This is a genomic window from Pseudarthrobacter leeuwenhoeki, from assembly GCF_055412885.1.
The window spans coordinates 173422-187542 of record NZ_JBVAYY010000009.1 but is presented as its reverse complement, the minus strand read 5'-3'; the positions used below and the strand labels follow the sequence as shown (position 1 = coordinate 187542).

The 14121-nt window shown below is 68.4% G+C and carries 14 protein-coding genes and 1 tRNA gene; 9 read left to right on the top strand and 6 right to left on the bottom strand.

Annotated features, from left to right (window positions below):
* The first annotated feature begins 63 nt into the window (after positions 1 to 63).
* The 3 genes from ACZYX4_RS10330 (at position 64) to ACZYX4_RS10320 (ending at position 2305) form a co-directional block, all read left to right on the top strand.
* Entirely contained in the window at positions 64 to 498 is a 435-nt protein-coding gene (locus tag ACZYX4_RS10330) for a hypothetical protein (RefSeq protein WP_463875579.1), read from the top strand.
* Positions 499 to 518: 20 nt separating this feature from the next.
* Entirely contained in the window at positions 519 to 968 is a 450-nt protein-coding gene (locus ACZYX4_RS10325) for an RrF2 family transcriptional regulator (RefSeq protein ID WP_463875521.1), read from the top strand.
* A 176-nt stretch (positions 969 to 1144) separates the two neighbouring features.
* Positions 1145 to 2305 (top strand): globin domain-containing protein, encoded by a 1161-nt coding sequence (locus tag ACZYX4_RS10320; protein ID WP_463875519.1) that lies wholly within the window; start codon positions 1145 to 1147, stop codon positions 2303 to 2305.
* Positions 2306 to 2399: 94 nt separating this feature from the next.
* On the opposite strand, the gene ACZYX4_RS10315 is transcribed toward ACZYX4_RS10320, so the two are convergent.
* The 3 genes from ACZYX4_RS10315 to ACZYX4_RS10305 form a co-directional block, all read right to left on the bottom strand.
* Entirely contained in the window at positions 2400 to 3038 is a 639-nt protein-coding gene (locus ACZYX4_RS10315) for a hypothetical protein (protein WP_463875517.1), read from the bottom strand.
* Between the two features lie 66 nt (positions 3039 to 3104).
* A complete protein-coding gene (locus ACZYX4_RS10310) occupies positions 3105 to 3263 on the bottom strand; it encodes an FAD-binding protein (protein ID WP_463875515.1) in 159 nt (52 codons plus the stop codon).
* A 365-nt stretch (positions 3264 to 3628) separates the two neighbouring features.
* Positions 3629 to 5461 (bottom strand): phosphoenolpyruvate carboxykinase (GTP), encoded by a 1833-nt coding sequence (locus ACZYX4_RS10305; protein ID WP_463875513.1) that lies wholly within the window; start codon positions 5459 to 5461, stop codon positions 3629 to 3631.
* A gap of 274 nt (positions 5462 to 5735) precedes the next feature.
* Between ACZYX4_RS10305 and ACZYX4_RS10300 the strand changes: the two genes are divergently transcribed.
* Positions 5736 to 5809: transfer RNA gene (locus ACZYX4_RS10300), tRNA-Arg, on the top strand.
* Between the two features lie 120 nt (positions 5810 to 5929).
* On the opposite strand, the gene ACZYX4_RS10295 is transcribed toward ACZYX4_RS10300, so the two are convergent.
* Positions 5930 to 6682, bottom strand: coding sequence for a FadR/GntR family transcriptional regulator (locus tag ACZYX4_RS10295; RefSeq protein WP_463875578.1), 753 nt, complete (start codon positions 6680 to 6682; stop codon positions 5930 to 5932).
* A 201-nt stretch (positions 6683 to 6883) separates the two neighbouring features.
* On the opposite strand from ACZYX4_RS10295, the gene ACZYX4_RS10290 reads away from it, so the two are divergent.
* The 5 genes from ACZYX4_RS10290 to ACZYX4_RS10270 all read left to right on the top strand — a co-directional run bounded on the left by ACZYX4_RS10290 (position 6884) and on the right by ACZYX4_RS10270 (position 12578).
* The gene (locus ACZYX4_RS10290) at positions 6884 to 8341 is read left to right on the top strand and encodes a dihydrolipoyl dehydrogenase family protein (RefSeq protein ID WP_463875511.1); all 1458 of its coding nucleotides are present in this window, start codon (positions 6884 to 6886) and stop codon (positions 8339 to 8341) included.
* 180 nt (positions 8342 to 8521) lie between these two features.
* The gene (locus ACZYX4_RS10285; RefSeq protein WP_463875509.1) at positions 8522 to 9229 is read left to right on the top strand and encodes an ABC transporter ATP-binding protein; all 708 of its coding nucleotides are present in this window, start codon (positions 8522 to 8524) and stop codon (positions 9227 to 9229) included.
* Positions 9226 to 11274 carry a YhgE/Pip family protein gene (locus ACZYX4_RS10280; protein ID WP_463875507.1) on the top strand — a complete coding sequence of 683 codons (2049 nt, stop codon included), beginning with the start codon at positions 9226 to 9228 and terminating at the stop codon, positions 11272 to 11274. Before ACZYX4_RS10285 ends, ACZYX4_RS10280 begins: the two co-directional genes overlap by 4 nt.
* A 20-nt stretch (positions 11275 to 11294) precedes the next feature.
* Entirely contained in the window at positions 11295 to 11948 is a 654-nt protein-coding gene (locus tag ACZYX4_RS10275) for a TetR/AcrR family transcriptional regulator (RefSeq protein WP_463875576.1), read from the top strand.
* 12 nt (positions 11949 to 11960) lie between these two features.
* A complete protein-coding gene (locus ACZYX4_RS10270) occupies positions 11961 to 12578 on the top strand; it encodes a hypothetical protein (RefSeq protein ID WP_463875505.1) in 618 nt (205 codons plus the stop codon).
* Here ACZYX4_RS10270 and ACZYX4_RS10265 read toward each other — a convergent pair.
* Both ACZYX4_RS10265 and ACZYX4_RS10260 read right to left on the bottom strand, forming a co-directional pair.
* Positions 12548 to 13489 (bottom strand): EamA family transporter, encoded by a 942-nt coding sequence (locus ACZYX4_RS10265; RefSeq protein ID WP_463875503.1) that lies wholly within the window; start codon positions 13487 to 13489, stop codon positions 12548 to 12550. The two genes, ACZYX4_RS10270 and ACZYX4_RS10265, sit on opposite strands and share 31 nt — an antisense overlap.
* A gap of 79 nt (positions 13490 to 13568) precedes the next feature.
* Positions 13569 to 14102, bottom strand: coding sequence for a hypothetical protein (locus ACZYX4_RS10260; RefSeq protein ID WP_463875501.1), 534 nt, complete (start codon positions 14100 to 14102; stop codon positions 13569 to 13571).
* Positions 14103 to 14121 lie beyond the last annotated feature (19 nt).

The following is a 14121-nucleotide window of genomic DNA, read 5'->3' as shown; positions in this document are numbered from 1 at the left end:
GGGTCCGCTGCCGCGGACTCTCCCGGGACCGCAACTGAGACCGCCGGATCCTGGCGCGGCAGCGTGCCGGACGCCAGCGCCACCGATCTGGAGAACCTGCTCGGAACCGGAGTCGGCGCCGCGCAGGAGCAACTCGAGCGCAACGGCGGGTTCCTGCCGTTCGCCCTGGTGGTCGAGAACGACGGCGAGGTCCGGCTGGTTGCCGTCACCCCCGCAGACGCGGCCGAGGGAACGGACGCGGATTTCGACGCGGACTCGATGATCAGCGACCTCACCGAACTGCTGCGCCAGCACCGGGACGAGTTCCGCGCCGCCGCCGTCGTGTGTGACATCACCCTGCTGGAGGAAGCCTCGGACGCGATCCACGTGGCCGCGGAACACCGGGACGGTTCCCTCTTCGCCGCGGTCCTGCCCTACGCCGCGAACCCCGCGACCCAGGAGCTGGAGTTCGGCGAGCTCTCGGCGGATACCAACAAGCCCGGCGTCTGGGTGGACTAGACCGCCCGTAAACTGGTGTTATGAAGATCAACGCCTTCGCGGACGTGAGCCTGCGCGCCATGATGGTGCTCGCAGCCGCTCCCGACGGCGCACTCCTCACCACCCAGAGCATCGCCGACGCCGTTGCGACGCCGTACAACCACGTCAGCAAGGCGATGGCCAGGCTGCGCGAGCTGGGAATGATCGACGTCGAACGTGGCCGGCACGGCGGCTCCCGGCTCAGCAGCGCCGGCCGGACCGCCACCGTCGGCCAGCTGCTGCGCCGGCTGGACACCCGCATGGACCCGGCCGACTGCGTCGGCGCCGGCGGGGCCTGCCCGCTCATCAACGAATGCCACCTCCGCGGCGCCCTTTCCCGGGCCCGCGAGGCGTTCTACCGCGAACTGGATGACATCGTCATCGCGTCCCTCCCGACCTCCCGGCAAATGACGCCGGTCTTCCAGGCGATCGGCCTGCGCCCCGGCCTCTGAGCCGGAACCGCTGCCTAACCGAAACCCACGAGCCCAACCCGCCACGCCCGGGAATCCCCTCGATTTGGGGATGCTTTCTACGCCATGTAAAAAGGAGGTATAAATACTTGCATTCTAAATACATGTATTATCGACGGTTCGGTTGAAGACCCCGGGCCCCTAACTCAGGAGTCAACATGCTCTCGGACAAGTCCTTCCCCGTCATCGAGGCGACCCTCCCGCTGGTCGGTTCCCGGATCGGCGACATCACCCCCAACTTCTACGCCCGCCTCTTCGCAGCGCACCCGGAACTGATGGACGGGCTCTTCAGCCGCTCGAACCAGCGCAACGGCAACCAGCAACAGGCCCTGGCCGGAAGCATCGCCGCTTTCGCCACCCACCTGGTGAACAACCCCGGCACCCTGCCGGAGACCGTGCTCGCCCGTATCGCCCACCGCCACACCTCCCTGGGCATCACCGAACCGCAGTACCAGGTGGTCTACGAACACCTCTTTGCCGCCATCGCCGAAAACCTCGCCGAGGTCATCACCCCGGAAATCGCCGAAGCCTGGACCGAGGTCTACTGGCTGATGGCGGACGCGCTGATCAAGCTCGAAAAGGGCCTCTACGCGGCGCAGGCCAACAGCACGATGTGGAGCCCCTGGAAGGTCGCCGCCAAGACCCCCGCGGGCACCGGTTCCCTCACCTTCACCCTGGAACCGGCCGACGACACCCCCATCACCCCCGCCCTGCCCGGCCAGTACGTCAGCGTCAAGGTCGTCCTCCCGGACGGGCTGCGCCAGGTCCGCCAGTACTCGCTCTCCGGCCACGCCGGCACAAGCCGCAGCTTCACCACCAAGAAGGACGACGGCGGCGAAGTTTCCCCCGTCCTGCACGACACCGTCCAGGTGGGCGACATCCTCGAGATCTCCAACCCCTACGGCGAGATCACACTCAAGGAGGGCGAGGGCCCCGTCGTCCTGGCCTCGGCCGGCATTGGCTGCACGCCGACCGCCTCCATCCTGCGCTCCCTCGCGGACGCCGGCTCGGACCGCCAGGTCCTGGTCCTGCATGCGGAAAGCGATCTGGAGTCCTGGGCCCTGCGCTCCCAGATGACGGACGACGTCGAGCGCCTCGACGGCGCCGACCTCCAGCTCTGGCTCGAACGGCCGGTCGAGGGAACCAAGGAGGGGTTCATGTCCCTGCGCGAAGTGGACCTGCCGGCCGACGCCTCGCTGTACCTGTGCGGTCCTCTGCCGTTCATGAAGAGCATCCGCAACGAGGCCATCAACGCCGGCATCCCGGCCACGAAGATCCACTACGAGGTCTTCGGCCCGGACATCTGGCTGGCCAGCTGATCCATGAGAGCATGACGGCGGCCCCGCACCTTTCGCAAGGTGCGGGGCCGCCGTCGTTGTTGGGCGCATTGCGCAGCGCAACCCGCACGGAGTGTCAGGCCGCGGACGGAAGTCCGGTGATCGCGTGGCCGAAGCGCAGGAGGTTATCCGGGTCGTAGCTGGACTTTGCCGCCCGCATCCGCTCGTAAACGGCGGGCGGCCATGCCCTGGCCCGGTCCGCTTCATCGCCCGGTTCGCCGTGGAAGTTGACCAGCGTGTGTCCCGTGGAGTGTGGAGCCATCCCGGCCAGGACCCCGCGGATGGATCCGGCGACGGCCTCGGCGAACGGAGGCATCTTGAACCCGAGAAGAAAGAGCAGGAACGCCGCGTCCCGCCCCGACACGGCGTCCGGCAGCGCCCCCGGCCGGGCCTGGGCACCGCCCAGCGGCCTGATCTCGACGAGGAGCAGAGGACAGTCCGAGCCCTCGCCGGTGAGCTTGAGCAGGTCCTCGACCGTCTCTTCGCCGAAGTCTGTGAGCAGCGCCCCGCCGGCCGTGAAAGGCAGCGGATCCGCCGGGTCCATGCAGATCTGGTCAACGTCGAGGTATCGCATGGGCCCGGCCGTGTCCATCAACGTCCTCGAGACCGCCCGCATCGGGGCAAGCAACGCATCGCCGTCCTCGCGGGTCCCCAGGAAGGCAAAGGGCAGGTGCACGACGAACTGCCCCCGCAGCGGCGCAGGGACGAACTCCATGTCCGCCGCAAACCCACGGGCGCGGCCCAGCAGGGGCAGCCCCGCCGGGGGCGTAGCCGACGACGCCTACGTCGGTGCTTGAACCGTGCAGGCCGACCAGCCCGAGCGGCACGCTCGCTTCACGCTGCGCCACTTCACCCCGGCGCCCACCCGCGCGGTGCGTTCGACCGGATCGATCTGCAGATCCTGCAGGCGCCGTGTGTTGATAAGCAGGCCGCCGTCCACCACCGAGTCAGCGCCACGGGAACGTCTCGGCCGCGAATTCGGGGGTGTCCGGCAAAACGGCCTGACCACTGACCGCCGTGGACAAGGACTGGATGTCGTCGGTGACAAACATGATGAGCTCCTGCGCCCGCGTGCTGCGAGCAGATTGGGGGCACGGCAGCGCACGCGTGGAACGACCCCAGCATTCTCCCCAGTCGGCGGACGGCCCGGCTGATGATTGCAGTTGAGTCCAGTACCCTCTTTTGGCCGCGGTCTGGGACCTAAGTCCCGGCCTGCCCCCTGGAGACAGCACGACGGCGAAGGCACGACGGCGGCCCCGCACCTTTCGGAAGGTGCGGGGCCGCCGTCGCCGGATCGTCTGGCTGCTAGTGCCCTGCCATGCGTTCCTTCAGGCCCTCGAGCTCCGTGCGCAGGGCATCGGGCAGGGAGTCGCCGAACTTGGCGTACCACTCCTCGATCGAGGCGAGCTCGGTATCCCACTCCCCGCGGTCCACGCGGACGGCATCTTCCACGTGTGCGTGCGTCAGGTCCAGGCCGGTGAGGTCCAGCGAATGCCCGGCCGGCACGAAGCCGATGGGGGTCTCGACGGCGTCCGCCGTGCCTTCGATGCGCTCGATGGCCCACTTGAGGACACGTGCGTTGTCGCCGAAGCCGGGCCAGGCGAAGTCGCCGTCGGCCGTGCGCCGGAACCAGTTGACCAGGAAGATGTGCGGCAGGCGTTCCGGGTTGGCCTTGCCGGAGACACTGATCCAGTGCTTCAGGTAGTCGCCCGCGTCGTAGCCGATGAACGGCAGCATGGCCATCGGGTCGCGCCGCAGCACGCCGATCTGGCCGGCCGCGGCCGCCGTGGTCTCGGAGGAGAGTGTGGAGCCCATGAAGATGCCGTTGGTCCAGCTGCGGGCCTGGGTGACCAGCGGAACGGTGGTCTTGCGGCGGCCGCCGAAGAGGATCGCGGAAAGCTCCACGCCCTCCGGGCTGAAGTATTCCTCGGCCAGCATGTCGACCTGCGAGATCGGGGTGCAGAAGCGGGAGTTCGGGTGGGCTGCGGGCTGGTCCGAATCCGAAGTCCAGGAGTTGCCCTGCCAGTCGGTCAGGTGCGCGGGGGTCTCTTCGGTCATGCCCTCCCACCACACGCCGCCGTCGTCCGTGAGGGCAACATTGGTGAAGATGCTGTGGCCCTTGGCAATGGCGCGCATGGCGTTGGGGTTGGTGCCCCAGCCGGTGCCCGGGGCGACGCCGAACAGGCCGGCCTCCGGGTTGGTGGCGCGCAGTTCGCCTTCCTTGCCGATCCGCATCCAGGTGATGTCGTCGCCGAGGGTTTCGACCTTCCAGCCCTCGATGGCCGGATCAAGCAGGGCGAGGTTGGTTTTGCCGCAGGCCGACGGGAAGGCAGCAGAGATGTAGTAGTTCTTCTTCTCCGGCGAGGTCAGTTTGAGGATGAGCATGTGCTCCGCGAGCCAGCCTTCGTCCCGGGCCATCACGGAGGCGATACGCAGGGCATAGCATTTCTTGCCCAGCAGGGCGTTGCCGCCGTAGCCGGAGCCGAAGGACCAGATGGAGCGCTCTTCGGGGAAGTGCACGATCCACTTGTCCGGATTGCAGGGCCATGCGACGTCGGCCTGGCCGGGGGCCAGCGGTGCGCCCAGGGAGTGCAGGGCGGGGACGAAGAAGGCGTTCGTGGCGGTGATCTTGTCCAGGACCTCGGTGCCGATCGTGGCCATGATGCGCATGGAGGCGACAACGTAGGCGCTGTCCGTAATCTCCACGCCAAACTTGGGATCCTCGGCGTCAAGGTGGCCCATGACGAACGGGATGACGTACATGGTGCGGCCGCGCATGGAGCCGCTGAACAGGCCGCGCAGCTTCGCCTTCATCTCCGCCGGAGCCATCCAGTTGTTGGTGAAGCCTGCATCGCGTTCCTTCTCGGAGCAGATGAAGGTCTGCTCTTCGACGCGGGCCACATCGGCGGGGTCGGAGAATGCCGCGAAAGACTTGGGGAACAGCTCCTCGTTCAGCCGGGTCAGGGTGCCCGCGGCAACGAGTTCATCCGTGAGCCGGGTGTTCTCTTCTTCGGAGCCGTCCACCCAGTGGATCCGGTCCGGCTGGGTCAGTCCAGCTACCTCTTCAACCCATGCCAGCAGGCCAGCATGTGTGGTGGGTGCTTTTTCAAGCAACGGCAGTCGCGCCAGATCTCCCATTACGGTTCCCTTCCTCGGGTTCAGTCGTGTTCCCTAATGTATGGCTAGATCACCCCCCGAAATCGGGGCAAGATGTGGGATGTCCGGGGGCCCGGAAATCAAAAACCCCAGAAATACAGGGTTTAGACGGTACGAAGTGGCCGTATTTTGTGACCAAGGTCACGTAGACCGGTCTAGTAGCACAGATTACACCCGTTTCGATTTGTCACTGGGCCCCCTCCTCGCGTAAAGTAATTCGAGGTTCGGGGAGCGAGAAGTTCCAAGAACAGAAAATGCGCCCATAGCTCAGCTGGATAGAGCATCTGTCTACGGAACAGAAGGTCAGGGGTTCGAATCCCTTTGGGCGCACAGAGAAAAAGATCCGCACCAGTCCGCCGGTGCGGATCTTTTGTTTAACGCCCGACGGCGGGACGCACGTGGCACGCCAGGGATTTGCCCACGCGCCCTCCGGCAGCCCGGCCCTGCAGTTCATGGCCGGGCCGCCGGGATCCGGTGCCGGGCGACGGCCTGGCCGATCCGGAGCCGGATGCCGTCGAAGTGGCCGTTGAGCCGCTGCGCCGCGAGAACCTTGTCGCCGGTTGAGACAGCGTCGTAGATCCCCCGGTGCAGGGCCGCTGTTTCCAGGAGATCGACGCCACCGGCTCCGCCCGGCTCCACTGCTCCCAACTCAAGATGGAGCCGCCGGTACACCTGCCGGAAGACACCGAGCAGACTGACCAGCAGCGCGTTGTTGAGGGGTTCGAACAGCCGTCGGTGGAATTCGGCGTCCGGTTCGACGAAATTCGCACCGGCGACGGCCAGCTCCTCCATCCGGAGCACGGATTCCTCGACGGCCGTCAGGTGCTCCGGGGTCATCAGGTCCATGGCGGCCGCAATCAGCCCGGCCTCCAGAGCCTGCCGGACATCCACCAGCTCCAGGGCCTCCTGCCCTTGATGCCGCAGCGACAACCGGCCCCGGAACGAGAGTCCGTCGGTGAGGGCGTCGAAATTGCTGGGGGCCACGAACATGCCGAATCCGTGGCGGATTTCAATGACCCCCAGGGCCTGGAGTACCTTCAGCGATTCCCGCAGGGTGTTCCGGCCAACGCCCAGCGCGGCGGCAAGCTCATGCTCGGTCGGCAAGGGATCCCCGGCATCCAGTTCACGCTCCAGGATCAGTTCCATAATCTCCGCCTGCAACGCCCTGAGCCTGGCTTGCGCGCTGAACCTTGCCGGCGGCATGGGCGCAGATCCGGTCACGCCCGCTGTGTCCGGGCCGCCCGCCGCATTGCCGCCCGCCCGGCCCGCGCCGCCGGCGGTCACGTTGCCTTCTGCCATCGCCCTGCCCTCCCCCAAGTATCTCCCCCACAGTAGCGGTGGTCCCATGTCCTGCAAAGGGTGTTCGTCAAGGATTGCGGCCCGGCGGGGGCGTAGGCTTTTTCCATGACAGCACAGCTTGAACGGGAATTCGATGTCATTGTGATCGGCGCCGGCGCCGTGGGCGAAAACGTGGCGGACCGCGTCGTGCAGGGCGGGCTGACCGCAGTACTCATCGAGGCCGAGCTGGTGGGCGGCGAGTGTTCCTACTGGGCCTGCATGCCCTCCAAGGCGCTGCTTCGCCCAGGCGCCGCCCTCCACGGCGCCCAGACCGTGCCCGGTGCCGCAGAGGCCGTCACCCGGACCCTGGACACAGCCGCCGTCCTGAAACGCCGCGACTACTTCACGTCCAACTGGCAGGACGACGGCCAGGTCAAGTGGCTCCAGGACTCCGGGATAGAGCTCATCCGCGGCCACGGCTGGATCACGGACACCCGGAGGGTTGAAGTCGCGGGACTGGACGGCAACAGTTACGCACTCTCTGCCCGCCACGCCGTCGTGGTGGCCACCGGATCCTCGCCCACTGTGCCGCCCATTGAAGGTTTGTCCGACGTGGACTACTGGACCACCAGGGAAGCGACCTCCGCGCGGGGCGTCCCGGGCCGGCTGGCGGTCCTGGGCGGCGGCGTCGCCGGCACCGAACTCGCCCAGGCCTTCGCCCGGCTGGGCGCCTCGGTGACCCTCGTGGCCCGCGGTGCCCTGCTGGGGGCCTTCCCGGAGGAGGCAGCCACGCTGGTCGCGGCCGGGCTGCGGGCGGACGGCGTCGACCTCCACCTTCACACCGGAACGAACAGCGTCCGCGAGAACGACGACGGCTCCCTTACCCTCGAGCTGGCGGGCGGCCGCACCGTGACGGCGGACAAGCTCCTGGTCACCACCGGGCGGCATCCAGCCCTCGAAGGGATCGGTCTGGAGAGCGTCGGACTCGCCGCCGCGGACGGCAGGGAACTGCGGCTCAGCACCGACTCCACCGGTCTGGTGTCGGGCGGGTCCGGGAACGACGTCGAGCCATGGCTGTACGCGGCAGGCGACGCCGCCGGGAGGGTCATGCTGACCCATCAGGGCAAGTACGGTGCGCGGGCCACGGGCGACGCCATCGCCGCCCGGGCCAGGGGCGAGCTCGGCCGCGAGGCGGCCCCGTGGAGCCGTTACGCCCGGACCGCGGACGAGAATGCGGTGCCCAGCGTCGTGTTCACCGATCCGGAACTGGCCAGCGTGGGGCGGACCGTGCAGCAGGCGGAACGGGACGGCTTCAACGCGTCGTCCGTGGAACTGCCCATTCAAGTGGCCGGATCCTCCTTGCATGCCGAACGGTACGAGGGCTGGGCGCAGCTGGTGGTCGACGAGGACAAGAAGGTGCTGCTGGGCGCCACCTTTGCCGGTCCGGATGTGGCCGAGCTGCTCCACGCGGCGACGATCGCCGTCGTCGGCGAAATCCCGCTGGACCGGCTGTGGCACGCCGTGCCGGCCTACCCCACGATCAGCGAGGTCTGGCTGCGGTTGCTCGAGGAATACGGCCTCTGAGCCGCCGAGGTGTGACTCCGCGCCGATGTTTTGGCCGAACATGGGCGCCAAGTCTGACCTCGGCGGAACGGTCCGCCGGACGGGACCCCGGCTGTTTGATCACATTCGCTCCCTCTTATTTGAACTGACCGGACAGTTCAGTTAGCCTTGGCGTAGACATTCTTCTGCGAAAGGCCCCCCTTGCTCCGCGTGCAACAGCTCTCCGTGAACGGCAGACGGGACGTGCTGCTGCCGGCCACGTCCCTTCAGGTCCGGCGCGGCGAAGTCCTGCTGGTAACCGGCAGCCGCCAGGACGAGCGCACCGCCCTGGCCCTGGCCCTGAGCGGACGGCTGAAACCCTCCGGCGGCCACTTTGAATGGGACGGGGCGGAGTGGGACAGAAGCGCCCGGATCAAGATCCTGCGCCAGGCGAGCGCCGTGGTGGACTCCCCCGGAGTGAACGAACCCGAGCATCACCTCAGCGTCCGTGACCTAGTCACCGAGGACCTGGCCCTCATTCCGCGCCGCTACCGGGGTTCGCTGCTGAGCAAGCCCTGGCTCAAGGTCAACCGCTTCGAGGACATCGCCGGCCTGTGGACCGAGCAGCTGCCTCCCGCCCGAAGGATCGGGCTGCTCACGGCCCTTGCCCTGGCGAACCCGCACACGGATCTGCTCGTGGTGGACTCGCCTGACCGTCATGGAGATCCGGATGTTTGGCTGCCGCGGCTGGAGGAGCTGGCCTACGACGCCGGGCGTCCGCTCGCCGTCGTCGCCACGCTCATGCGCGTCCCGGACGGCTGGACCGGACCGGCTGCCGCGATCGGCAACGCGCGCCCCCCTGCCCCCGGGGACCTTCCCCGGGACGTACCTGCCGTATCCAACACACCCGAAACCGAGGACACAAAGTGACTGTGCTGCGGCTGGCCCGCTCCGAACTCAAGCGCATGACCGGCGGGCTGCTGCCCAAGCTCACCATCCTGGCGCTGGCCATGGTGCCCCTGCTCTATGGCGCCGTGTACCTCTACGCCAACTGGGATCCCTACGGAAACCTGGACCAGATCGACGCGGCCCTCGTCGTGGAGGACACCGGCGCCACCTCCGCCGACGGCAGCCGGCTCGAGGCCGGCCGGAAGGTCGCCGAGAGCCTCACGGACGGGCACGTCTTCAACTGGCAGACGGTCTCCGGGACGGAGGAGGCAGACCAGGGCGTGAGCACAGGCAAATACGCCTTCGCCTTGAAGATCCCCAAGGATTTCTCGGCGAACCTCGTCTCCCCGGGCAGCTTCGACGCCGCCAGCCAGGCCATGCTCAACGTCACCACCAATGACGCGAACAACTACCTGCTGAGCACCATCGTGGACAAGCTCACCACCGCCGTGCACACGACGGTGGCCACCGAGGTCGGCGAGGAAACCGCCAACCAGCTCCTCACCGGCTTCGGGACCATCCACTCCCAGATGCTCAAGGCATCCGACGGCGCCGGCCAACTCGCCGACGGCGTCGCCGGCCTGCGCGACGGGACCGTCACCCTCCACCAAGGCACCGGTGAGCTCAAGACCGGCACGGCCGGGCTCTATGCCGGCCAGCTCAAGCTCCGGGACGGCGCCAACACCCTCGGCGCGGGGGCGGCCCAGCTCAGCGGCGGACTGTCCCAGCTCAAGGACAAGACCGCCACGCTGCCTGCCGATTCCCGGGCCCTCGCGGACGGCGCCGCCCAGGTGGCGGCCGGCAACGCCGCTCTTGGGACCAAGGTCCAGGCCCTGGCAGGCCAGCAGGCCGCCTCCGAAAAGGCGGCCGCCCAGGCAGAACACAGCCGTGTGGTCGCATCCAACAGCCGGCTCGTCACGGCGGGGGTCCTTACTCCGGCGCAGGCGGAGGCCATCCTCGCGGACTTCGATGCCCACGCGGCCCCGCCGGCGTCCGCGGGGCCCGCGGCGAACCTCGCGACCGCGGCAGCGCAAATCCAGCAACTGGCGGACGGGTCCGCTGCCGTCAGTACAGGAGCGGCCAAACTGGCGGCAGCCACCCCCGCCCTCGGCGGCGCCATCACCCAGGCGTCCACCGGGGCGGACCAGCTGGCCAGCGGCGCCACCACCCTCGCCGCCGGGCAGCAGAGCGCACTGGACGGTGCCGCAAGGCTCTCCGGGGGCGCGCAAAAGCTCGACGACGGCGCGGCCCGGCTGGAAAGCGGGGCCGTTACGGCTTCCGACGGCGCCGGGACCCTCGCGGCCGAACTCTCCAAGGGCGCCGGCCAGGTCCCCAACCCCAACGACACACAGAAGGGCAGCCTCGCCAAGGTCATTGCCGATCCGGTCGCCGTCAGCAACGTCTCTCAGGCGAAGGCAGGCTCGCACGGCGCGGGCCTCGCACCGTTTTTCCTCACCCTGGCTCTGTGGATCGGCGTCTTTATGCTGATCCAGGCGATGCGGCCGGTCACCCAGCGGGCGCTGGCGTCGAACGCCCCGGCGTGGAAAATCGCCGTCGGCGGCTGGCTTCCGTTCCTGGCTGTCGCGGCCGTCCAGGCGAGCCTGCTGACCCTGGTGGTCGATGTGGGGCTGGGCCTCAGTCCCGCCCACCCCTGGCTGATGTGGTTCCTGATGCTGGCTGCCGCGATGGCGTTCAGCGCGATCATCCAGGGCGTCGTGGCGTTGCTCGGCTCCCCCGGCAAGCTCGTGGTGCTCATCCTGCTGGTGCTGCAGCTGGTCTCTTCGGGGGGCACCTTTCCCTGGCAGACCACGCCCCAGCCGCTCCACGTGGTGCACCAGCTCCTGCCGATGGGGTATGTCGTCAACGGCATGAGGCACCTGATCTACGGCGCCGATCTGGCCGTCATCCTGCCCACGATGCTGGGGCTGCTTGGCTACACTTTGCTGGGGACAGCCCTGTCCACCCTGGCCGTCCGTAAGCACAAGTACTGGACCCTGAAGACACTGAAACCGGAGATCACCGTATGAGCGGCCGCACGGACAACAGCATGGCGCCTTCCGGCGGCGCGGTGACTCCCGCGGTTCCCGAGGAAAGCACGGGGACCGCGAAGAAGCTCCGGCCGGCCCGCACCAACGCGACCAGGCAGAAGCTGTTCGAGGCCTCGATGGACCTGATTGGCGTGCGCGGAGCGGCCGGGGTGACCGTCGATGAGATCGCGGCGGCGGCCGGGGTTTCCAAGGGTACTGTCTACTACAACTTCGGCAGCAAGTCGGACCTGATCGCCCAGCTGCTGCGCCACGGGGTGGACATCCTGCTGGCACGGCTGTTGAGCGTCAGGGACGATTCGGCCGACCCGCTGGCGGCGATGGACGAGATGATCGGCCAGGCCATGGACTTCATGGACGAATACCCGTCCTTTGCCCGGCTGTGGGTCAGCGAGAACTGGCGGACACCCAGCGAGTGGAAGGATACGTTCACCGAGCTCCGGGAACGGCTGCTCACCGTGGTCCGCGCGGCGATCGATGCGGTGGCCGCCGTCTACCCGGTGGATCCGGCGGTGTCCCGGGGCAGCCTGGAGACGGCCATCTTCGGCGCCTGCTTCGTGGTGGGCCTGGACCGTCAGACCTACAACCCGGAGCGGACCCGCGAGCAAAGTGTCACCGCGATCATGGCGTCCATGCGCGGCTACATCAGGAAGTAGTCCCTCTCGGGGATGATTGAGAACATGGGCCACATGGGTAACAACGGCAAGATAGCCATCGGTGCGTTTCTCGCCGCGCTGGCGCTGTTGGCGCTGACCGGCATCACCCTGCACGAAACCGTGTTCCTGTGGTTTATGGCGGCCTGCGCGGCAGCCTACGCCGCCTGCGTCTCCGAGGTGATCATCCGCCGCCGGCACCGGACCCTGGCGGCCAGCGGGATCGGGAGCATCCTGTTTGTTGCCTTCAGCATCGCCTTCCTGCGGCAGTGGGGACTGGCCTTCAACACCGATCCTGACGCGATGTCGACCCCGGTGGTTTCCGAACATCCGGACCTGTACTTCTACCTCGCCGCTGCGGCCGGCGCCGCCACCCTGCTGCTGCTGGTGGCCGGAACCGTCCTGCCGGGCCGGGGCCGGAGTCAGCGCGCCGCCGGACATCCCCCGCGGCGGCGACCGGCGGCGGGCGCGAGGGGCCCGGCATCCCGGCCGGCAGCCGCCCGGCGCGCACCATCCCGGACCGCAACCGCCCGTCCGGCGTCCAGGTCCGCGGCGGGCAGGTCCGCGATACCGCGTGGAACGACGGCGCAACCGGCCAAGGCTCAGTCGGCCCGGACGTCGACCCGCCGCTGAGCGCGCGGGCCCGACTCCCGCCGTAGAAAATTCCGCCGTCCAAAATTCCAGGGGCGCAGCACCGCTGTCGCCACGCCGGCGAGCAGCAGAAACCCGCCGGTCACCTCGGCGGCGGTCGGCACCTCGCCCAGGACGAGCCACGCGGTCGTCATCCCGACCACCGGAACTAACAGGGTGAACGGCACAACGGCGGAGGACGGGTACAGCCCCAGCAGCCTGTTCCAGATGCCGTAGCCCACCAGGGAACCGAAGACGGCCGTATAGAGGGCGCTCAGCAGGGTGACGGGCTGGACCTCCAGCAGGGCCTGCAACACCGCCCCCGGCCCGTCCACCAGCAGGGACAGTCCCAGCAGGGGCAGCGGCACCAAGGCCCCTGACCACACCACGAGTCCCAGTCCCGACGCCGCCTTCGCCTTGCGGGCCACGATGTTGCCGGCGGCCCAGGACAGCGCCGCGGCAAGCACGATCATCAGCGGCAGCACCGGGGCGACCAAACTGCGGCCGACGGCGACCACGGCGAGTCCGGCCACGCCCAGCACCACGCCGGCGAGCTGCCGCCGGCTCGGCCGCTCGCCAAGGAACCCGGCGGCCAGGAGCACGGTCAGCAGCACCTGCGCCTGCAGGACCAGCGAGGCCAGGCCGGCGGGCATGCCCCAGGCCATGGCCAGGTACAGGAGGCCGAACTGTGCGGCGCTCATGAACAGCCCGACGCCGACAATCGCCTTCCAGCCCACCTCGGGCCTGCGGATGAAGAAGATGCAGGGAAAGACCACCAGGGTGAACCGCATGGCCACGAACAGCAGCGGCGGCATCTCCGCTCCGTCCGGGTGCAGGCCAAGGTCGATCGCGACGAAGTTGACCCCCCACAGGACAGCGACGAGCAGGGCCAGGGCGGAATGACGAGGGTTCACTCTGCCACTATGCCGGTTCCGGCCGGGCGCCAGGGCCGGCTCGGGCCGGTGGGCCGGAGATCAGGTGGTGTGTGAATGGTCAGGGGTTCCGGGGGTTGTCACCGCGGGGCTCGTCGGTGCGGGCAGGCTCCGGGGGAACCTGCCTGCCGCCCGGAGTGCCGCCCGGAGTGAAGGTCTGTCCGGGGGCGGAAGGGTTCCTGTCACTGCGGTCCCGACGCAGCTCTTCAGTGCCGGCGCTTTCCCGGGGCAGCTGCTCCCGGCTCCGGGCGTCGCCTTCGGTGGTGGCGCCGTGAGGGTCCAGTTCGTCAGCCTTCCGCAGCTGTTCCTCCGCACCGGCGCGGACCTTCCCGGCCTCCTGCTGCCGTGCGTGGGCTTCCTCCCGCAGCCGCTCGGCCTCGACTTCCGCCTGTTGGGCGTCGGCCTCGGCCCGGGCAGCCTTCGCCTCGCGCTCCCTGGCGCCGATCTCTTCGGTCTTGGCCTGTTCGCGCAGTTCGACTGCCTTGTTGCGGTTCGCTTCCGCCTTGCGCTTGCGGCTGAGCATGACTGCCACGACGACGATCGCGACTACAACAACGACGCCGATGATGAGTCCTATGAGCTGTCCTGAATCCACGATGATTCCGCCTTTTCTC